The sequence below is a fragment of the Pseudomonas sp. TREG-RG-20F-10-E-6-01 genome, from assembly GCF_022662455.1.
In the GTDB taxonomy this organism is placed as follows: domain Bacteria; phylum Pseudomonadota; class Gammaproteobacteria; order Pseudomonadales; family Pseudomonadaceae; genus Aquipseudomonas.
Window position 1 is genome coordinate 79,411 of record NZ_JAKNQP010000011.1, and the last position, 19,302, is coordinate 98,712.

At 61.9% G+C, this 19,302-nt stretch carries 19 protein-coding genes; 8 read left to right on the forward strand and 11 right to left on the reverse strand.

Annotated elements, in window-relative coordinates; translation table 11 throughout:
- The first annotated feature begins 49 nt into the window (after positions 1-49).
- The 3 genes from trpB to L8K08_RS24730 all read left to right on the forward strand — a co-directional run bounded on the left by trpB (position 50) and on the right by L8K08_RS24730 (position 2,673).
- Complete coding sequence (gene trpB, locus L8K08_RS24720) at positions 50-1,276, forward strand: tryptophan synthase subunit beta (RefSeq protein ID WP_242200524.1); 1,227 nt, start codon at positions 50-52, stop codon at positions 1,274-1,276.
- Positions 1,276-2,085, forward strand: a complete 810-nt coding sequence (gene trpA, locus L8K08_RS24725) for a tryptophan synthase subunit alpha (RefSeq protein WP_242200526.1) — start codon at positions 1,276-1,278, stop codon at positions 2,083-2,085. The genes trpB and trpA overlap by 1 nt, the downstream gene beginning before the upstream one ends.
- A gap of 138 nt (positions 2,086-2,223) precedes the next feature.
- Positions 2,224-2,673: an anti-virulence regulator CigR family protein gene (locus tag L8K08_RS24730; protein WP_242200528.1), complete on the forward strand. Its 450-nt coding sequence runs from the start codon at positions 2,224-2,226 to the stop codon at positions 2,671-2,673.
- Positions 2,674-2,875: 202 nt separating this feature from the next.
- On the opposite strand, the gene L8K08_RS24735 is transcribed toward L8K08_RS24730, so the two are convergent.
- The 6 genes from L8K08_RS24735 to L8K08_RS24760 form a co-directional block, all read right to left on the reverse strand.
- Positions 2,876-4,186 (reverse strand): MFS transporter, encoded by a 1,311-nt coding sequence (locus L8K08_RS24735; protein WP_106575998.1) that lies wholly within the window; start codon positions 4,184-4,186, stop codon positions 2,876-2,878.
- A 166-nt stretch (positions 4,187-4,352) separates the two neighbouring features.
- Positions 4,353-5,501: a galactonate dehydratase gene (dgoD, locus tag L8K08_RS24740; RefSeq protein WP_017137927.1), complete on the reverse strand. Its 1,149-nt coding sequence runs from the start codon at positions 5,499-5,501 to the stop codon at positions 4,353-4,355.
- A gap of 61 nt (positions 5,502-5,562) precedes the next feature.
- Positions 5,563-6,183 (reverse strand): 2-dehydro-3-deoxy-6-phosphogalactonate aldolase, encoded by a 621-nt coding sequence (locus L8K08_RS24745; protein WP_242200530.1) that lies wholly within the window; start codon positions 6,181-6,183, stop codon positions 5,563-5,565.
- A gap of 1 nt (position 6,184) precedes the next feature.
- A complete protein-coding gene (locus L8K08_RS24750; protein ID WP_242200532.1) occupies positions 6,185-7,144 on the reverse strand; it encodes a 2-dehydro-3-deoxygalactonokinase in 960 nt (319 codons plus the stop codon).
- A gap of 162 nt (positions 7,145-7,306) precedes the next feature.
- On the reverse strand, positions 7,307-7,633 hold the full coding sequence (locus L8K08_RS24755; protein ID WP_106575995.1) for a DOPA 4,5-dioxygenase family protein: 327 nt from the start codon (positions 7,631-7,633) through the stop codon (positions 7,307-7,309).
- Positions 7,634-7,663: 30 nt separating this feature from the next.
- On the reverse strand, positions 7,664-8,614 hold the full coding sequence (locus tag L8K08_RS24760) for a LysR family transcriptional regulator (RefSeq protein WP_242200535.1): 951 nt from the start codon (positions 8,612-8,614) through the stop codon (positions 7,664-7,666).
- A gap of 103 nt (positions 8,615-8,717) precedes the next feature.
- Between L8K08_RS24760 and betC the strand changes: the two genes are divergently transcribed.
- The 3 genes from betC (at position 8,718) to L8K08_RS24775 (ending at position 12,907) form a co-directional block, all read left to right on the forward strand.
- Positions 8,718-10,232, forward strand: a complete 1,515-nt coding sequence (betC, locus tag L8K08_RS24765; protein ID WP_242200547.1) for a choline-sulfatase — start codon at positions 8,718-8,720, stop codon at positions 10,230-10,232.
- Between the two features lie 18 nt (positions 10,233-10,250).
- Positions 10,251-11,165, forward strand: a complete 915-nt coding sequence (gene choX, locus L8K08_RS24770; RefSeq protein ID WP_242200550.1) for a choline ABC transporter substrate-binding protein — start codon at positions 10,251-10,253, stop codon at positions 11,163-11,165.
- Positions 11,166-11,338: 173 nt separating this feature from the next.
- Positions 11,339-12,907 carry a SulP family inorganic anion transporter gene (locus L8K08_RS24775; RefSeq protein ID WP_242200553.1) on the forward strand — a complete coding sequence of 523 codons (1,569 nt, stop codon included), beginning with the start codon at positions 11,339-11,341 and terminating at the stop codon, positions 12,905-12,907.
- Positions 12,908-13,035: 128 nt separating this feature from the next.
- On the opposite strand, the gene aroE is transcribed toward L8K08_RS24775, so the two are convergent.
- Positions 13,036-13,854, reverse strand: coding sequence for a shikimate dehydrogenase (gene aroE, locus L8K08_RS24780; protein ID WP_242200555.1), 819 nt, complete (start codon positions 13,852-13,854; stop codon positions 13,036-13,038).
- Positions 13,854-14,786, reverse strand: coding sequence for an oxygen-dependent coproporphyrinogen oxidase (gene hemF / locus L8K08_RS24785; RefSeq protein ID WP_145158446.1), 933 nt, complete (start codon positions 14,784-14,786; stop codon positions 13,854-13,856). Before hemF ends, aroE begins: the two co-directional genes overlap by 1 nt.
- A 187-nt stretch (positions 14,787-14,973) precedes the next feature.
- Here hemF and L8K08_RS24790 point away from each other — a divergent pair, with 187 nt between their 5' ends.
- Positions 14,974-15,939 (forward strand): quinone oxidoreductase, encoded by a 966-nt coding sequence (locus L8K08_RS24790; RefSeq protein ID WP_242200592.1) that lies wholly within the window; start codon positions 14,974-14,976, stop codon positions 15,937-15,939.
- Positions 15,940-16,071: 132 nt separating this feature from the next.
- On the opposite strand, the gene L8K08_RS24795 is transcribed toward L8K08_RS24790, so the two are convergent.
- The 3 genes from L8K08_RS24795 to L8K08_RS24805 form a co-directional block, all read right to left on the reverse strand.
- Positions 16,072-16,629 (reverse strand): L-threonylcarbamoyladenylate synthase, encoded by a 558-nt coding sequence (locus tag L8K08_RS24795; protein ID WP_106575988.1) that lies wholly within the window; start codon positions 16,627-16,629, stop codon positions 16,072-16,074.
- A gap of 54 nt (positions 16,630-16,683) precedes the next feature.
- Positions 16,684-17,778: a DNA-processing protein DprA gene (gene dprA, locus L8K08_RS24800; protein WP_242200558.1), complete on the reverse strand. Its 1,095-nt coding sequence runs from the start codon at positions 17,776-17,778 to the stop codon at positions 16,684-16,686.
- A gap of 63 nt (positions 17,779-17,841) precedes the next feature.
- Positions 17,842-18,609, reverse strand: a complete 768-nt coding sequence (locus L8K08_RS24805) for a peptidoglycan-binding protein (RefSeq protein ID WP_242200559.1) — start codon at positions 18,607-18,609, stop codon at positions 17,842-17,844.
- 135 nt (positions 18,610-18,744) lie between these two features.
- Here L8K08_RS24805 and def point away from each other — a divergent pair, with 135 nt between their 5' ends.
- Positions 18,745-19,251, forward strand: a complete 507-nt coding sequence (def, locus tag L8K08_RS24810) for a peptide deformylase (protein ID WP_016970668.1) — start codon at positions 18,745-18,747, stop codon at positions 19,249-19,251.
- Positions 19,252-19,302 lie beyond the last annotated feature (51 nt).

Sequence of the window (19,302 nt, forward strand, 5' to 3'; positions counted from 1 at the left end):
GTAGAGTGGGCCTCATTGCCTCTCCTCACATTCTTTACCGGAGCGCCCCATGACTCAGTCCCAGACCGATCTACGCAACGGCCCAGACGCCAACGGCTTGTTTGGCGCGTTCGGCGGCCGCTACGTCGCTGAAACCCTGATGCCGTTGATCCTCGACCTGGCCCGCGAATACGAAGCCGCCAAGATCGATCCGGCATTCAACGAAGAATTGGCCTACTTCCAGCGCGACTACGTCGGACGTCCAAGCCCGCTGTATTTCGCTGAGCGCCTGACCGAATTCTGCGGCGGCGCCAAGATTTACCTCAAGCGCGAAGAGCTCAACCACACCGGCGCGCACAAGATCAACAACTGCATCGGCCAGATCCTGCTGGCGCGGCGCATGGGCAAGAAACGCATCATCGCCGAGACCGGCGCCGGCATGCACGGCGTGGCCACCGCCACCGTGGCCGCGCGTTTTGGCCTCGACTGCGTGATCTACATGGGCACCACCGACATCGAGCGCCAGCAGGCCAACGTGTTCCGCATGAAGCTGCTGGGCGCCGAAGTGATCCCGGTGGTCGCCGGCACCGGCACCCTCAAAGACGCGATGAACGAAGCCCTGCGTGACTGGGTGACCAACGTCGACGATACCTTCTACCTGATCGGCACCGTCGCCGGCCCACACCCCTACCCGGCGATGGTGCGCGACTTCCAGGCCGTGATCGGCAAAGAAACCCGCGACCAACTGCAAGCCCAGGAAGGCCGCCTGCCGGACAGCCTGGTGGCGTGCATCGGCGGCGGTTCCAACGCCATGGGCCTGTTCCACCCGTTCCTGGATGACACCAGCGTCGAGATCATCGGCGTTGAAGCGGCCGGCCACGGTATCGAAACCGGCAAACATGCCGCCAGCCTCAACGGCGGCGTGCCCGGCGTACTGCACGGCAACCGCACCTTCCTGCTGCAGGATGACGACGGCCAGATCATTGACGCCCACTCGATTTCCGCCGGCCTCGACTACCCGGGCATCGGCCCTGAACACGCCTGGTTGCATGACATCGGCCGCGTCCAGTACACCTCGGTGACCGACGACGAAGCCCTCGAGGCGTTCCACAAATGCTGCCGCCTGGAAGGGATTATTCCTGCACTGGAAAGCGCCCACGCCCTGGCTGAAGTGTTCAAACGCGCACCGAACCTGCCGAAAGATCACCTGATGGTGGTCAACCTCTCCGGCCGTGGTGACAAAGACATGCAAACCGTGATGCACCATATGCAACAGTCGAAGCAGGAGAAACACTGATGAGCCGCCTGCAAACCCGTTTTGCGCAACTCAAAGAACAAAACCGCGCCGCCCTGGTGACCTTCGTCACCGCCGGCGACCCGGGTTATGACACCTCGCTGGCGATCCTCAAAGGCTTGCCGGCAGCTGGCGCCGACGTGATCGAGCTGGGCATGCCCTTCACCGACCCGATGGCCGACGGCCCGGCGATTCAACTGGCTAACATCCGCGCGCTGGAAGCCAAGCAGAACCTGGCGAAAACCCTGCAAATGGTTCGCGAGTTCCGCAAAGACAACAACGACACGCCGCTGGTGCTGATGGGCTACTTCAACCCGATCCACAAATATGGCGTGCCGCAGTTCATCACCGACGCCAAGCAAGCCGGCGTAGACGGCCTGATCGTGGTCGACATGCCGCCTGAGCATAACGGCGAGCTGTGCGATCCGGCCCAGGCAGCAGGCATCGACTTTATCCGCCTGACCACGCCAACCACCGATGACGTGCGCCTGCCGACCGTGCTCAATGGCAGCTCCGGCTTTGTGTACTACGTGTCGGTGGCCGGTGTGACGGGTGCCGGGGCGGCCACCCTGGAGCACGTTGAAGAAGCCGTGACTCGCCTGCGTCGGCATACCGACCTGCCGATCAGCATCGGCTTTGGTATCCGCACGCCGGAACAGGCAGCCGCTATCGCGCGCCTGGCAGACGGTGTGGTGGTCGGTTCGGCGCTGATTGATCACATCGCCACTGCCAAAAATGATCAGCAGGCGATTGATGGCGTGTTGACCTTGTGCGCGGCGCTTTCGGAAGGCGTTCGCAACGCCCGTAAGTAAACGCCGTGTAGCAGTAGGTAAAGTTCCTGATACAGAGGAATCATACTGTCGAATCAGTACCTAAACTGACAAGACCAAGGGATTTCGAACCCGGTTCGAAATCCCTTTTTTGTTCGTGCAGTACTGAGGAAACACCCCATGAAAATGCCTAAACGCTTGATCGCTGGTCTCGGCGTGCTGATGCTCGGCGCGAGTGCCTTGGTGCAGGCCGCGCCACCTGACCAACGGGGCGATGACAATGGCCCTGGCCGTGGCGGCCCGCAAGGCCAGCACGAGCAACGCGGCGATGACCATCGTGGCCCGCAGAACAACCGTCGTGGCCCGCCTCAGGACTTCGGCCCGGTGCGCCAGATCATCCACGACAACCACGGCCAGTTCGCCCGTGGCGCACCGCCGCCACCGAATGTACGCCTGGTCCGCGGCCAGCCACTGCCACGCGGCTACTACGGCGAACGCCTGGACAACCGCGCCCTGGCACGCCTGCCGGTTTACCCGGGTTATGAATGGCGCCGTTCCGGCCCGGACGTGGTCTTGATTGCAGTCGGCACAGGCATCGTCTACGAGATTCTGGACGGCGTACTTAACTAATCCCTCGCACTACCCTGTGGCGAGCGGGCTTGCCCCGCGTTGGGGTGCGAAGCGCCCCCAAACCGGATAACGCGGTTTCCCTGAGACACCGCAGTGGCCCTGATGGGGCTGCTGCGCAGCCCAACGCGGGGCAAGCCCGCTCGCCACGGGAGGCCCGCTCAGCACAGGACGCCCGCTCGCCACAGGGGTCACTCGCCACAGGCTATTCCTTCAGTTCTATACGTTCGACTTTGCCTACAAGCAACACGTAGGACAGCGCGCCCAGCAGCGCCAGCACCGCAATGTAGGTAATCGCCGGCGCAAACGAATCACCACTGGCCAAAAAGCCAATCACAATCGGCGTCGTAATCGCCGACAAGTTACCGATAAAGTTAAACACCCCACCGGTCAACCCCAGCAGCCGCGCAGGCGCCAAGGTCGACACCAGCGACCAGGTGATCGACGCCAGGCCATTCCCAAAGAACGCCACCGCCAGAAACGCAATCACCCACGTCGTCGAATCCACATAGTTGGCGCCAATGATCGCCGTGGAAATCAGCAGCCCGCCAATAATCGGCAACTTGCGCGCAAAGCCTACCGACGTGCCGCGTCGAATCAGCCAGTCAGAAAACAGCCCCGAACACAGTACGCCGACAAACGCCGCCAGAAACGGCAGCGACGCCAGCAAGCCCGACTTGATGAAGTCCATGCCGCGATATTTCACCAGGTAGGTCGGGAACCACGTCAGAAAAAACCACAACGTGGAGTTCAGGCAAAACTGCCCCAGGTAGATGCCCCACAGCTTGCGCTTGCTCAGTACGATCCCGAGGTCGACCCAACTGAATGGCGCCTTGACCGCCTTGGCCTGCATATCCACCAGCCCGCCGCCTTCGCGGATCAGCTCGATTTCAGCCGCATTGGCGCCTTTGAAGTCCTTCGGCTCGCGGTACACCGCGTACCAGATCAACGCCCACACAATGCCCACGCCACCGGTGGCGACAAACACCATGTGCCAGCCGAACGCGTGTTGCAGCCAGGCCAGTACCGGCGTGAGAAACGCCAGCCCGACAAACTGTCCGGAGGTATAAACGCCAATCGCCGTGGCCCGCTCGCGCTCGGGAAACCAGGTGGTGACCACGCGACTGTTGATCGGATAGGCCGGCGCTTCCAGCGCGCCGACCGCCATGCGCAGCACAAACAGCGCGATAAAGCTGGCGGCAAAACCAAGCATCACGGTGGCAATCGACCACAGCAGCAAGGCCACGGTGTAGAGAATGCGCGGCGGCACGCGGTCCACCAACCAGCCGCCCGGGATCTGCATGGCGGCGTAGGTCCAGCCGAACGCCGAGAAGATCAGCCCGACATGCACCGGGTCGATGCCCAGCTCGCTGGTCAGCGCCGGGGCGGCAATCGACAGGTTGCTGCGGTCGAGGTAGTTGATCACCACGGTGATAAACAGCAGCACCATGATGAAGAAACGCTTTCTGCTGGGCGTGACGAGAGAAGCCTGCCCGGTGAAGGATTCAGGGTGCATGGGGGTTGCCTCTTCTTATGTTTATTGAGGACAGGTCTCACTGGACCAAAGGTAGGAGGGGGCTTGCCCCCGATGAGGAGTGCCAGTCACCGAATGCATCAACTGATACACCGCTATCGGGGGCACGCCCCCTCCCACATTTTGATCCGATTTCGTCAGGGGCTGATCACCACTCGGCAAAGCTGCCGTCGGCATGCCGCCAGATCGGGTTGCGCCAGCGGTGGCCGATAGCCGCGCGCTCGATCACGTATTCCTCGTTGATCTCGATGCCCAGGCCTGGCCCGTTGGGGATTTTCACAAAGCCTTTGTCATAGTCGAACACGCCCGGGTCGCGTACATAGTCGAGCAGGTCGTTACTCTCGTTGTAGTGAATGCCCAGGCTTTGCTCCTGGATAAACGCGTTGTAGCAAACCGCGTCCAATTGCAGACAGGCCGCCAATGCAATCGGGCCCAGCGGGCAGTGCAGGGCCAGGGCCACGTCGTAGGCTTCGGCCATGTTGGCGATCTTGCGGGTTTCGGTGATGCCGCCGGCGTGGGAGGCGTCCGGCTGGATGATGTCGACGTAACCTTCGCTGAGCACGCGCTTGAAGTCCCACCGTGAGAACAGGCGCTCGCCCAGCGCAATCGGCGTGCTGGTCAACGGCGCCAGTTCTTTGAGCGCTTCGTAGTTTTCGCTGAGCACCGGCTCTTCGATAAACATCAGTTTGTAAGGGTCGAGTTCTTTCATCAGCACCTTGGCCATGGGCTTGTGCACCCGGCCATGGAAGTCGACGCCAATGCCGACGTTCGGGCCCACCGCATCGCGCACGGCGGCAACGTTGGCCAGGGCCAGGTCGACTTTTTCGAAACTGTCGACAAACTGCAGCTCCTCGGTGCCGTTCATTTTCACGGCAGTGAAGCCACGGGCCACGGCCTCTTTGGCGGCACGCGCGGTATCGGCGGGGCGGTCGCCGCCGATCCATGAATACACGCGAATCTTGTCGCGCACCTGGCCGCCCAACAGGTCGCTGACCGACACACCGAGCGCCTTGCCCTTGATGTCCCACAGCGCCTGGTCGATACCGGCGAGGGCGCTCATGTGCACGGCACCGCCTCGGTAGAAGCCGCCGCGATAGAGCACCGTCCAGATGTCTTCGATATTGCGTGGGTCTTTGCCGATCAGGTAGTCGGAAAGTTCTTCAACAGCCGCCGCCACCGTGTGCGCGCGGCCCTCGACCACAGGTTCACCCCAGCCGGTCACGCCCTGGTCGGTTTCGACCTTGAGGAAGCACCAGCGCGGCGGAACGATGAAGGTGGTCAGTTTGGTGATTTTCATCTTCTTATCTCTCTTGTCGATGCAGCGCCGAGGGCGCAAAACTTGCGTTCTATTCAGGCCATCAATTCAGCGCATTCCAGGCGGCGACATACGCCTGGGCACTGCTCGCCACTTGATCCACAGACATGCCCGGCTTGAACAACCCGGACCCCAGGCCGAAGCCCTTGGCGCCTGCGTCGAAATACACCTGCATGTTGTCCGGGGTCACGCCGCCGACCGGCAGCAGCAACGTGCCCGCCGGCAGTACCGCCAACCACGCTTTGATCACGGCCGGGCCCATTTGCTCGGCCGGGAACAGCTTCAGTACGTCGGCGCCTTCGGCCAACGCGGCGAAGGCTTCGGTGGGCGTGGCCACACCCGGCGACAGGTACAAGCCCGCCGCTTTCGCGGCGCGTAGCACCTTGGCATCGCTGTGGGGCATGACGATCACTTGGCCACCGGCGGCTTTGACGTGCTCGACCTGCTCGGGCGTCAACACGGTGCCCGCGCCGATCAGGCAATCGGCGGGCAGGCTGTCGCGCAGCGTGCGGATGCTGGTGTAAGGGTCCGGCGAATTGAGCGGAACTTCGATCACACGAAAGCCGGCCTGATAGAGCACTTGGCCGACCGCTTCAGCTTCATGCGGTCGTACACCGCGCAGGATTGCGATCAAACCGTTGTGTGCGAGTGCTTGCTTGAGCATGTCAGGCCTCCAGGACCGGTTGAGTGAGCCCGGCCGCCACGGCCAATTGCCACAGGCCGCGTTCGGTGGCCGCTTGCGCCAGGCTGACGTGGGCGAAGCCGCAGAGGGCGAGGGCGCGCTGGTAACGGGCGCAGAGCGCTGCGGTGCCGACCAGGACAATAGGCTTATGTTTTGCGTGCGCCGGCAGGCCGGCCAGTTCATGGCCGATCAGCAGGCCGGAGAGGTAATCCGGCTGCTGGTCAGGTGCCAGCTCGGCGGTGAGGCCCAGGGTGCGGGCACTGAACAATGTAGAAAGCACGCCGCGCTGGCCGTCTTCAGACAGCGCCACGTGCACGCCGCAATCAAACGCCTCGGCCTGAAAGTGTTCGGCAGCCTTTTGCGTACGGCCGAGGATGCTGTGCTGGCTCAGCACCGCAAACAGCTCGCCGGTCATGAAGGTGTCGAAGTGGGTGATGCAGCCCTCCACCACCTCGACCCATTTGGAATGGCTGCCCGGCAGGCCGATCAACACCTCAGCCGCGAGGCCTTGCAGCACGCCCAGCACCTGGGTTTCTTCGCCGCGCATCACATTCGGCAAGCCCACTTGTTCGATCACGCCGGGCACGATGTGCACCTCGACGCCGCGCAGGCTGCGCACGGAATGCAGCGCCTGGCCCAGGCTGGCGACATCGACCGGCGTGTTGCGATAAGCCGCTTCGCTCCAGCCCTGGGCGCTGCCGACCATGCCGCAGGCGATCACCGGCAGGCTCGGTTCGGCCTCCAGCCAATCACCGCAGGCCGCATCGAACGCCAACTCGAAGCCATCGCTGCAACGCACGCCGGCAATGTCACGGGGTTCGCTGGGCAGGTGCATGATGCCGAACGCCAGTGCGCGCTGGTCGAGCACCTTGCCGGCCGGGCCGAGTTTATAAGCACGAAGGGAGCTGGTCCCCCAGTCGAGCGCGATCAATTGCGCCTGCATCGCTTCACCTGAAATGAGTGGGTGCTGAAAAAAGCAGATGGGCGAATATAAACCTATGACTGGAGGTATCTCAATATATAAATAACAGTCCCACATATTGGGTTAAAACATAAAAAATCCCATCGCCTTTGCACAAGGGGATGGGATTTTTATACGCGCTGGTTAAAAAATAGACAGGTCCAGCTCGCGCATCGCGCCCATCCAGATCGCGTAATCGGTGTGATCCTTCAGGTCATCGCCGGTATCAGGGTGCAGGAACACCACCAGCCCCTCACGATGCAAAGCCAGCCATGGCAACACCACACCGATGTATTCCGGCTCGAACGCCAGCTGGCAACTCCAGTCCGGGTGCGGGCCCACCGGGCGTTCATGCACGCGGCCCATGCGCAACGGAAACAGCTTGGCCGCGTCCTCGCAGAGCTGGCGCGCCTGGTCGATCGTGCTGGCGTCGAAGTAGATGTGAGCGTGGTAGCCCTTGATACGTTGCATGGCGAAATCCGGATCCAATATGCGCCGATCCTAGACCGCAATCGACGGCAGGGCCAGCCCGGTCAGCGACTGTGCGCTGCTGGCTTGCTCGGCCACCAGCCAGTCGACAAAGCGCTCGACCAACTGCCCCCGGCGTTTGCGCTGGGGCTGCACCACGTAATAACCGAAGCGTGAGATCACCGTGTCGTTGATCGGCCGGCACAGCCAGTTCTGCTCCAGCAGGTTATCCACCAAGTGGCGCCAGCCGATGGCCACGCCCTGGCCGGCAATCGCGGCCTGGATCAACAGGGTGTAGTTGTCGAAGCGCAGTTGGCCGGGTGTGGGCGCGGTGGTAATGCCCAGCTCGCGAAACACACCGCTCCAGTCGAACCACTGGCTGTTGTTTTCCTGGCGCAGGTGCAGCAGCGGACAGTCCGGCAGCGTCTGCACGGTCAGCGGCGTGGCCTGGTCCTTGAGCCATTGCGGGCTGCACACCGGGAACACTTCCTCGTTGAACAGCCAGAGGCTGTCGCCCTGTTTGAAACGGCCATCGCCAAACAACACCGCCACGTCGATATCGCTGCGCAAGCTGGCATGGTTGCGTTCGCTGGTGACCAGGCTCACGTCAACCTGCGGGTTGGCCTGGTGAAAGCGGTGCAGGCGCGGCATCAGCCAGTAGGCGGCGAAGGCAAAGTCGGTGGCCACTTGCAGCACTTCATGCTGGTCTTGCTGGGTGATCGCGCTGAGGCCTTGGTTGATGGCCTGCAAACCGCCCTGCGCATGCTCAAACAACAGCGCCCCAGCGTCGGTCAGCTCGATGCCGCGGTAGATGCGATCAAACAGACGCAGCCCAAGCTGTTCTTCGAGGCGTTTGATCTGCTGGCTGATGGCCGGCTGGGTGGTGCCCAGTTCCACGGCGGCAGCGGTAAAGCTGCGGTGGCGTGCCGCCGCCTCGAATGCGCGCAGCAGGTCGAGGGAAAGATCGCCAAGGGCTTCATACATAAGCTTTGCTTATCCTAGACATTGCTTTTCATGGGCTTTACCCCATTTTCCATGGGCCGCATGCTCATTTGCATAAACACCGCCTATGGAATGCCGAAGACTCATGAAGCGCAAGAACATTCTTTTCATCATGGCCGATCAAATGGCCGCGCCGCTGCTTCCGTTCTACGGACCTTCCCCGATCAAACTGCCAAACCTGAGCCGCCTCGCCGAACAGGGTGTGGTGTTTGACGCCGCCTATTGCAACAGCCCGCTGTGCGCGCCGTCGCGGTTCACGCTGGTCAGCGGCCAGTTGCCGAGCAAGATCGGCGCCTACGACAACGCGGCAGACTTCCCTGGCGATGTGCCGACCTATGCCCACTACCTGCGCCGCCTCGGCTACCGCACCGCGCTGTCGGGCAAGATGCACTTCTGCGGGCCCGACCAGTTGCACGGCTATGAAGAACGCCTGACCAGCGACATTTACCCCGCCGACTATGGCTGGGCGGTGAACTGGGATGAGCCGGACGTGCGCCCCACCTGGTATCACAACATGGCATCGGTGCTGCAAGCCGGCCCGTGCGTGCGCACCAACCAGCTGGATTTCGATGAAGAGGTGGTGTTCAAGGCCCAGCAATATTTGTTCGACCATATCCGCAATGAGGGTGGCCAGCCGTTCTGCCTGACCGTGTCGATGACTCACCCACACGACCCGTACACCATTCCCAAACCGTTTTGGGACCTGTACGACGACAGCGACATCCCAATGCCTACGACGCCGGCCCAGGCCGACCTCGACCCGCATTCGCAGCGCCTGCTCAAAGTCTACGACCTGTGGGACAAGCCGCTGCCGCTGAACAAAATCCGTGATGCGCGCCGTGCCTATTTTGGCGCGTGCAGCTACATCGACAGCAACGTCGGCAAACTCCTGCAAACCCTGGAAGACACGGGCCTTGCCGATGACACGATCATCATCTTCTCCGGCGACCACGGCGACATGCTCGGCGAACGCGGCCTCTGGTACAAAATGCACTGGTTTGAAATGGCTGCCCGCGTGCCGCTGCTGGTCAGTGCGCCGGGGCAATTCGCGGCGGGCCGCGTGACCAAAGCGGTTTCCACGGCCGACCTGTTGCCGACGTTGGTGGAGCTGGCCGGCGGCGAGCTGGACCCACGCTTGCCGCTGGACGGTCGCTCGCTGGTCCCGCACTTGCAGGGGCAGGGCGGGCACGACGAAGTGTTTGGCGAATACATGGCCGAAGGCACCATCAGCCCGCTGATGATGATTCGCCGTGGCGCGTACAAGTTCATCTACAGCGAGGACGATCCTTGTCTACTGTTCGATGTGCACAACGACCCGCACGAGCGGGAAAACCTCAGCCAGTCACCGGAACACCGGCCGCTGTTCGAGGCGTTTTTGAGTGAGGCGCGGGCCAAATGGGACATCCCGGCGATCCATCAGCAGGTACTCGCCAGCCAACGCCGTCGCCGCCTGGTCTTTGAGGCGCTGACCCAAGGCAAGCTGAAGAGCTGGGATCACCAGCCACTGGTGGACGCCAGTCAGCAATACATGCGCAACCATATCGACCTCGACGACCTGGAGCGCAAGGCACGTTACCCACAACCCTGCCAAAACCAATAAATAGACAGAGGGAAGGCCATGCAAAAGTTGACTGTAGTGCTGGGCATGTTGGTGCTCAGTAGCGCCAATGTGTACGCGGACGCTAGCTGCGACACGGTGAAGATGGCCGATCCAGGCTGGAGCGATATCGCCGCCACCAATGCCATCACCGGTTTTCTGTTGAACGGCATGGGCTACAAGGCCAAGGTCGACACCCTGGCGGTGCCGATCACCTTTGGCGGGCTCAAGGACGGCCAGGTGGACGTGTTTCTGGGCAATTGGATGCCGGCGCAGCAGGGCTTCTATGACAAGTTCGTGGCCAATGGCGATGTGGTGCAACTGGCGAAAAACCTCGACGGCACCGAATTCACCCTTGCCGTGCCGGACTACGTGTGGGACGCCGGGGTGCATGACTTTGCCGACTTGAACAAATTTGCCGACAAGTTCGACAAGAAGATCTACGGCATCGGCTCCGGCGCGCCGGCCAATATCTCGCTGCAGGAGATCATCAAGAAGAACGACTTCGACCTAGGTCAGTGGAAGCTGATCGAGTCGAGTGAACAGGCGATGCTGGCCGAAGTGTCGCGGGCGGTTAAGAAACAGAAGTTCGTGACCTTCCTCGGCTGGACGCCGCACCCGATGAACGTGCAGTTGAACATGCATTACCTCAAGGGCGGCGAGAAGTACTTCGGTGACACCGGCAGTGTTTACACCTTGACCCGCAAGGGCTACGCGCAAGCCTGCCCGAATATCGGAAAACTGCTGACCAACCTGAGTTTTACCCAGGAGATGGAGAACAGCATCATGGCTGAGGTGGTGAATAAAAAAGTCAGCAATGCTGATGCGGCGAAGGCCTGGATCAAGGCCAATCCGGCGGTGTTGGACAAGTGGCTGGATGGCGTAAAAACCGTGGATGGCCAGGATGCGTTGGCTGCGGTAAAAGCCAAGCTCTAACCCCCGAAATCGATCCTTTTTGGGAACTGGCTTTTGTGGGAGCTGGCTTGCCTGCGATGCAAACAACTCGGTCTGTCAGTTAGACAGAGGTGATGCTATCGCAGGCAAGCCAGCTCCCACGGGGGACTGTGTGTGCTGATACCCTGATGCAAACCTTTCGAACCGAGCCTTTCATGCCCCGGCCCAACCGCCATACACTCTTGCCCTTCCTCGCCTGGCTCCCGCGCCAAACCCGCGCCAGCGTCGGCCGGGACGCGATGGTTGGCTTAAGCGGTGCCGTGCTCGCGCTGCCGCAGTCGATTGCCTACGCGCTGATCGCCGGTCTCCCACCCGAATACGGCTTGTACGCCGCCATCATCCCGGTATTGATCGCCTGCCTCTGGGGTTCCTCCTGGCATCTGATCTGCGGCCCTACCGCCGCCATTTCCATCGTGCTCTACGCCAGCATCAGCCCCTTGGCCGTGCCAGGGTCGCAGGACTACATCACGCTGATCCTGCTGCTGACCGTCCTCGCTGGCGTTTTCCAGTGGCTGCTGGGCATGCTGCGCTTCGGCGCGCTGGTCAATTTCGTCTCTCATTCGGTGGTGCTGGGGTTCACCCTCGGCGCTGCCGTGGTGATCGCCTTGGGGCAGTTGCCCAACCTGCTGGGGCTGGATCTGCCCAGCCAAGCCACAGCGATCAAGAGTTTGCTGGCGCTCATCGATCACAGTGGCGAATGGGCCCACGCCTCCCTCGCCCTGGGCCTGGGCACTTTGCTGGTGGGCGCGCTGCTCAAGTACCTGGTGCCACGTTGGCCAACACTGTTGATCGCCCTGGCCTTGGGCAGCCTGGTGGCGTGGCTGTGGCCGTCGATGTTCGGGCATGTGGCGCGGGTCAGTTCGTTTGTGGGCACACTGCCGCCGTTCAGCCCATTGCCGATGGACCTGGACATGCTCCTGCGCCTGCTGCCGAGCGCGGTGGCGGTGGGCATGCTCGGGCTGGTGACCAGCTTGTCGATTGCGCGCTCGCTGTCGGCGCGTTCGCAGCAACTGCTCGACGCCAATCAAGAAGTCCGCGCGCAGGGCTTATCCAATATCGTCGGCGGATTTTTCTCCGGCTACTTGTCGGCCGGTTCCTTTACCCGCTCCGGCCTCAGTTACGAGGCGGGCGCTTGCTCACCGTTGGCAGGCGTGTTTTCCGCCGGCTGGGTGGCGTTGTTTGCCGTATTTGGGGCGGCGTTGATCGCGCACATACCAATCCCCAGCATGGCGGCGAGCATCCTGCTGATTTGCTGGGGCCTGGTGGATCATCGCGGCATCCGCGCGCTGTTTCGCGTGAGCCGCGCAGAATTTGTGGTGATGAGCCTGACGTGTGTGGCCACCTTGCTGCTGGAGCTGCAAACGGCGATTTACGCCGGGGTGCTGGCGTCGCTGTTTTTCTACCTCAAACGCACTTCGCAACCGCGTGTCCAGCAGTGGCGCGACGGGGATGAGGATGTATTGCGGGTGGGGGGCTCGATCTTTTTTGGCGCTAGCCATTATCTGCAAGTGCGCCTGCAGAGCTTGCAGGGTGAGCGGGTGGTGATCGAGGCGCAGCAGATCAACTTTATCGACTATTCCGGGGTGGAGATGCTGCACCAGGAGGCACGGCGGTTGCGGGGAACGGGGCGTAGTTTGACGTTGCGTAGGGCCCGGCCGCAGGTAGTGGAAGAATTGAAAAAGCTGGAAGGGGTCGACAACTGCCCCATCCATTTCGAAGACTGAATGCGGTTGAAACTGTGGGAGCTGGCTTGCCTGCGATAGGATCACCTCGGTCTAACTGACCGACCGAGTCGTCTGCATCGCAGGCAAGCCAGCTCCCACAGTTTGACCGTGCCCACGTTGGCGTTGTGTTACGCCAACTGGCGGCGCAGCTCAGCCAACACCGGCGCCGAATCCGGGCGCACGCCGCGCCACAGGAAGAACGCTTCCGCCGCCTGCTCCACGAGCATGCCCAGACCATCCATCGCCACGGCTGCGCCATGCTCTGTCGCCCAGCGGCAGAACGCGGTGGGTTCCTTGGCGTACATCATGTCGTAGCAAAAGGTCTTGCCCGGCTCGATCAGGCTGCTGGCAATCGGCGGTACATCGCCTGACAGACTCGCGGACGTGGCATTTATGATCAGGTCCACCGGCTCACGCAGCCAGTCGAAACCGCTGGCCGACACAGGGCCCAGATCGTCAAACAGCCCGGCAAGCAACTCGGCCTTTTCCACCGTGCGGTTGGCGATGATCAGCGCGGCAGGCTGCTCGGCCAGCAAGGGCTCCAACGCCCCACGCACCGCGCCGCCAGCACCGAGCAACAGGATGCGCTGGCCTTGCAGGTTCAGCCCGGCGTTCACTTTCAGGTCGCGCACCAGGCCGGCGCCGTCAGTGTTGTCACCCAGCAGGGTGCCGTCGGCCAGCTTGCTCAGGGTGTTCACCGCCCCGGCGCGCTGGGCACGTTCAGTCAGGCTGTTGGCCAAGCGGTAGGCGTCTTCCTTGAAGGGCACCGTGACATTGGCGCCACGGCCTTGCTGAAAGAACTCACGGGCACAGCCGGTGAAATCCTCCAAAGGCGCGAGCAAGGTGCTGTAGTCCAGTTGCTCGCCGGTCTGCTCGGCGAACATGCGATGAATCAACGGCGACTTGCTGTGGCCGATAGGGTTGCCGAACACCACATAACGGTCCATCAGACGGCCGCCTTGGGCGCGGCGAGGCCCAGCCAGTCGCGGTCTTGCAGGAAGTAATCGGTGAGACGCGCTTCTTCGCTACCGGCCTCGGCCTTCCAGTCATAGCTCCAGCGCACTTGCGGCGGCAGCGACATCAGGATCGACTCGGTGCGCCCGCCCGACTGCAGGCCGAACAGGGTGCCACGGTCGTAGACCAGGTTGAATTCGACGTAGCGCCCTCGGCGGAACTCCTGGAACTGGCGCTGCTGTTCGGTGTAAGCCAAGGCCTTGCGGCGCTGCACGATCGGCAGGTAGGCGTCGATGTACGCATCGCCGATGGCGCGGATGAAGGCGAAGCAGGTGTCGAAGTCCCACTCGTTCAAATCGTCGAAGAACAGGCCGCCGATGCCGCGCGGTTCGTTGCGGTGCTTGATATGGAAATACGTATCGCACCAGGCTTTGTAGCGCGAGTACACGTCCGGGCCGAACCGCGCACAGGCCTGCTCGGCAACGCGGTGCCAGTGGATGCAGTCTTCCTCGTTGCCGTAGTAGGGCGTAAGGTCGAAGCCGCCGCCGAACCACCACACCGGTTCTTCGCCTTCTTTTTCGGCGATGAAAAAGCGCACATTGGCGTGGGACGTCGGCACATGCGGGTTGTGCGGGTGGATCACCAACGACACGCCCAAGGCTTCAAACCCGCGACCGGCCAGCTCAGGGCGATGCGCGCTGGCGGACGGTGGGAGACCGCTGCCGAACACGTGGGAAAAGTTAACGCCGCCTTTTTCGATGACCGTACCGTTTTCGATCACACGGGTGCGACCGCCGCCACCGGCAGGCCGGGTCCAGGCGTCTTCGATAAAGCGAGTGTCCGTCTCGAAGGTTTCCAGGGCGCTGCAAATACGGTCTTGCAGGTCGAGCAGGTAGGCTTTAACAGCCTCGGTGCGGGTAGTCATGGCATCACCTTGAATCGGGCAAAGCTACGCGAGGCCATGCGGCGTCGGCGGCAAATGGGCGCACAGGATACCACTGCGCTTACGTGGCACTGCACTTAGGTGCGCCGCAGTTGACGAAGATCAAGCATAGGAGTGGGATAGAGGGCTACGCGAATTCGACCTCAGGAGAAGTGCAGATGGCCAACGTATCCAGTTCAGCGCCCATGGCGGCCCCGAAGTGCTTGAGTATGTGGACTACACGCCAGCAGCGCCTGGCCCGCAGCAGGTTCGTGTGCGCAATGAAGCCATTGGCCTGAATTTTATCGACACCTACTTCCGCAGCGGCCTTTACGCGCCGCCGGCCCTGCCATCGGGCCTGGGCGCAGAGGGCGCCGGTGTGGTCGATGCCGTGGGCAGCGAGGTCACGCAATTCAAAGTCGGCGACCGTGTGGCCTACGGCAGCGGCCCGCTGGGCGCCTACAGCGAATTGCACGTGCTGCCCGCCGCCAACCTGGTGCACCTACCGGACGACATCAGCTTCGAACAGGCTGCCGGTGCGATGCTCAAAGGCCTGACCGTGCAATACCTGCTGCGTCAAACCTACGAATTGAAGGGCGGCGAAACCATTCTGTTCCACGCCGCTGCCGGTGGTGTGGGTTCACTGGCCTGCCAATGGGCCAAGGCCTTGGGCGTGAAGTTGATCGGCACCGTGAGTTCACCGGAAAAGGCCGCCTTGGCCAAATCCCTCGGCGCCTGGGAAACGATCGACTACAGCAAGGAAAACGTCGCACAACGCGTACTTGAATTGACCGACGGCAAAAAAGTCCCGGTGGTGTACGACGGCGTCGGCAAGGACACCTGGCTGACCTCGCTCGACAGCGTGGCGCCACGTGGGCTGGTGGTGAGTTTTGGTAATGCGTCGGGCGCGGTGGATGGGGTGAACCTGGGGATTCTGGCGGCGAAGGGCTCGCTGTATGTCACCCGGCCGACCTTGGCGACTTACGCCAGCAACCCGAAAGACTTGCAGGCGATGGCGGATGATTTGTTCTCGATGATCAAGAGCGGCAAGGTGCGCATTGATATCAACCAGCGGTTTTCGCTGGCGGACGCGGCGAAGGCGCAGACTGAGCTGTCGGGGCGGCGGACGACGGGGTCGACCATTCTGCTGCCATAAGGCGGTAGATCTTTTGAGGTTGTAAGGGCCTCATCGCGGGCAAGCCCGGCTCCCACATTTTGATCGCATATCAACTGAAGGAACGCGGTCGAGTGTGGGAGCGGGCTTGCCCGCGATGGCCGCACCGCGGTCTCAGGAAGGCCGCACCACCTCACCCGTCGCCAAATCACGAATCAGGCTCGGGTTCTTGCGCCCACCCAGGGCGCCGCCCAATACCCGATCTACCTGGCCACGGAAGTATTGCTCCACGCGAAGCCGCGTACGCGCGGCCGGGCGCCCTTGCGGGTTCGCCGAGGTGGAAATCAGCGGCCCGACCAGCGAGCACAGATCGCGCACCAGCGGATGATCAGTCACCCGCAACGCCACCGTGTCATGCACACCCGTTACCCACTCAGGCAGCAAGTCCTGATGGGGCACCAGCCAGGTATTGGGCCCAGGCCAGGTGCTGGCCATGCGCTCGATCCAGGTGTCCGGGAAGTCTTCAAAGAGAAAATCGAACTGGCGAATATTGTCCGCCACCAGGATCAGGCCCTTGTCCACCGACCGATTCTTGATCGCCAGCAGCCGGTCCACCGCTTCTTCGTTCCACGGATCGCAGCCAAGGCCCCAGACCGCTTCGGTCGGGTAGGCAATCACCGCGCCTGCGCGAATTTCCCGTGCGGTTTCCAGCACACGCCACCTGTTGACCATTACTCACTCTCCGGACTAAAGCTCTGCGCAGTTTACCGATCTTCTTTACAAAACCTAGCAGCGCGCAAGCCAGCGCCCGCTTTCGCAGATCACCTGGCCTTCGAGCTCAAGCTCGGTGAGGGTTGCCAGCACCTGGGACAACGGCCGCCCGCTGGCAATGGCCAAGCCTTCACTGGTGTGAGGCGCGGCGTGCAGCAACGCCACCAGCGGATGAGTGACCGGCATGGGTGCCGGGCGGGACAGCGCCTGCCAGCCACGTAACCCTTCCAGAATGTGCTCGATGGATTCCACCAGCGTCGCGCCATCGCGGATCAATTGATGGCAGCCCTTGGCGCCAGGGTGATGGATGGAGCCAGGGATCGCATACACCTCGCGCCCTTGCTCGGCCGCCAGCCGCGCGGTGATCAACGAGCCACTGGCCATGCTGGCCTCCACCACCAGCACACCCAGCGACAGGCCACTGATGATCCGGTTGCGCCGGGGGAAGTTGCCAGCTTGTGGCGAGGCGTCCAACGGGAACTCGGAAACCACCGCACTGCCCTGGGCAATCATCGTGGCTGCGAGCTGTCGGTGGCGCTGTGGATAAAAGTTTTCAAGCCCGGTACCGAGCACGCCGATTGTCTGGCCGCCGACATCCAGCGCTGCCTGGTGCGCCGCGCCGTCTATACCCAAAGCAAGACCACTGGTGATGACAAAACCGGCGCTCGCCAAGCTGCGGGAAAAGGCCGCTGCGGTGTCCATGCCGGGGTGCGACGCACGGCGACTGCCGACCATGGCCAACTGCGGTTTTTCCAGGATTTTTGGGTCACCGGCGACGAACAATAACGGCGGGGCATCGTCGATCTGGGCGAGGAGTGCCGGGTAATCAGGTTGGTCCCACATCAGCAAATGCTGGGCCGGCTGCGCCAACCACGCCAATGCCTCACTGGCACCGTCACGTATTTCAGGGCTGCGACGGGCATCGGCGCTGACGGCAGGCAACCCGAGGGAACGCCATGCACTGGCAGGGGCGCTGATGGCTTTTGAGGCAGAGCCGAAGGCTTCGAGCAACACACGAAAACGCTTGGAACCCAGTTCCGGCAGCCTGTGCAAGCGTAGTCGAGCTTCCAGTTCTGACGGGGAAATTTCGCTGCTGTTTATCGGATACATTTGATCATCCTTGACCGGAACAAGCTGTGGATAACTCTGTTGGTAACTTATTTAGCAGGCTATTTATTGTGTTTGTTGGGCAGTCTCGAATCGGTCCATGACTGCCAGCGAGCGTGAGGCGCTGAGAACCAGGCCATAGCTGAGCCTTTCATAGGTGCGAAACACCAGCAGCGTGCCGGCGCGCTCATCAGGGAGTTGGGTTGCCGTGCCAGTGAGGGTGTCGCGGATCGGCGCGCCGGCTTTGATCACGGTCAGCAATTGGCCTTCAACCAGCCCGTCGCGTCGGCCTTTGTTCAGGGTGACGGCGTCCAGTACTCCAATCTGGGTGACGCCTTTGGGAATGTCGATGATGTGCCCCTTAACACAGGGCGCACGCTTCACGGGGGTCGACTCAACCGGAGGTTCGGCGCGCAGCAGCCGATCGCCGGGACGTACTTCCTGGGTGACTCGCTGCACCGCCAGCGTGGTGAGATCGCCGGCCATTACGAAGCGCGCGGTGCCAATGTTGTCGGCGTTGATGCCCAGCAATTCCTGAGTGTCGGGGTCGGTGTAGGCCTTGGCGCGGCGAAAAATTCCGTAATTGGGCTGTGTGGGGTCCAGGGCGCCCCTTGCATACACACGGTCACCATTGGCGCCCAGCACCCGGCCAGCATCGGCCGCGACAATGTAAGGTGCGCTGTCCAGGTCGTGAGCCGTATCGAGAATGCGGTTGTGCAGTAAAAAGGACTGGATAGCCTGCTGCGTTGCTGGTTCCAGGCGCTGGCCGGGCGGTGGGATCAAAGCCATCGTGAGCGGCGCCCACAGCAGCAAGACGAGTAGCGATTTCCTCATGGGGTCAATCTCCTTTATTATGTGCGTTCGCGTGAAATGCCATAGCCTTCGCGGCTTTCGAACCTTTCACACCGGCTGCCTGGGTCCATCCCACCGCCGATTTGCCTCTACCTCACATGTGCAGCAATTACGCTTATGGCTATTTTGAACATCCTCGAATTTCCCGACTCGCGCCTGCGCACGATCGCCAAACCGGTGGCCGTAGTGGACGACAAGGTTCGTCAGTTGGTCGATGACATGTTTGAAACAATGTATGAAGCCCCGGGCATCGGCCTCGCCGCCACCCAGGTCAACGTGCATCAGCGCGTCGTGGTCATGGACCTGTCGGAAGATCGCAGCGAACCGCGGGTGTTTATCAACCCCGAGTTCGAACCGCTGACCGAAGAGATGGGCGAATACCAGGAAGGCTGCCTCTCGGTGCCGGAGTTCTACGAGAACGTCGAACGCCCGCTGCGCGTGAAGATCAAGGCACTGGACCGTGACGGCAAGCCCTACGAGCTGATCGCCGATGGCCTGCTGGCCGTGTGCATCCAGCACGAGTGCGACCACCTCAACGGCAAGCTGTTTGTCGATTACCTGTCCACGCTTAAACGCGACCGGATCAAGAAGAAGCTGGAAAAAAAGCATCGCCAGCAAGCTTGATGCCCTTCTTCCAAAGGCTTGCTGCGGCAAGCCTTTTTCTTTTGTGACTGT

Bases quoted from the DNA above. Each gene is read 5' to 3' on its own strand.
- trpB (WP_242200524.1), top strand. From the start codon at position 50: ATGACTCAGTCCCAGACCGATCTACGCAACGGCCCAGACGCCAACGGC.
- trpA (WP_242200526.1), top strand. From the start codon at position 1,276: ATGAGCCGCCTGCAAACCCGTTTTGCGCAACTCAAAGAACAAAACCGC.
- L8K08_RS24730 (WP_242200528.1), top strand. From the start codon at position 2,224: ATGAAAATGCCTAAACGCTTGATCGCTGGTCTCGGCGTGCTGATGCTC.
- L8K08_RS24735 (WP_106575998.1), bottom strand. From the start codon at position 4,186: ATGCACCCTGAATCCTTCACCGGGCAGGCTTCTCTCGTCACGCCCAGC.
- dgoD (WP_017137927.1), bottom strand. From the start codon at position 5,501: ATGAAAATCACCAAACTGACCACCTTCATCGTTCCGCCGCGCTGGTGC.
- L8K08_RS24745 (WP_242200530.1), bottom strand. From the start codon at position 6,183: ATGCTCAAGCAAGCACTCGCACACAACGGTTTGATCGCAATCCTGCGC.
- L8K08_RS24750 (WP_242200532.1), bottom strand. From the start codon at position 7,144: ATGCAGGCGCAATTGATCGCGCTCGACTGGGGGACCAGCTCCCTTCGT.
- L8K08_RS24755 (WP_106575995.1), bottom strand. From the start codon at position 7,633: ATGCAACGTATCAAGGGCTACCACGCTCACATCTACTTCGACGCCAGC.
- L8K08_RS24760 (WP_242200535.1), bottom strand. From the start codon at position 8,614: ATGTATGAAGCCCTTGGCGATCTTTCCCTCGACCTGCTGCGCGCATTC.
- betC (WP_242200547.1), top strand. From the start codon at position 8,718: ATGAAGCGCAAGAACATTCTTTTCATCATGGCCGATCAAATGGCCGCG.
- choX (WP_242200550.1), top strand. From the start codon at position 10,251: ATGCAAAAGTTGACTGTAGTGCTGGGCATGTTGGTGCTCAGTAGCGCC.
- L8K08_RS24775 (WP_242200553.1), top strand. From the start codon at position 11,339: ATGCCCCGGCCCAACCGCCATACACTCTTGCCCTTCCTCGCCTGGCTC.
- aroE (WP_242200555.1), bottom strand. From the start codon at position 13,854: ATGGACCGTTATGTGGTGTTCGGCAACCCTATCGGCCACAGCAAGTCG.
- hemF (WP_145158446.1), bottom strand. From the start codon at position 14,786: ATGACTACCCGCACCGAGGCTGTTAAAGCCTACCTGCTCGACCTGCAA.
- L8K08_RS24795 (WP_106575988.1), bottom strand. From the start codon at position 16,629: ATGGTCAACAGGTGGCGTGTGCTGGAAACCGCACGGGAAATTCGCGCA.
- dprA (WP_242200558.1), bottom strand. From the start codon at position 17,778: ATGTATCCGATAAACAGCAGCGAAATTTCCCCGTCAGAACTGGAAGCT.
- L8K08_RS24805 (WP_242200559.1), bottom strand. From the start codon at position 18,609: ATGAGGAAATCGCTACTCGTCTTGCTGCTGTGGGCGCCGCTCACGATG.
- def (WP_016970668.1), top strand. From the start codon at position 18,745: ATGGCTATTTTGAACATCCTCGAATTTCCCGACTCGCGCCTGCGCACG.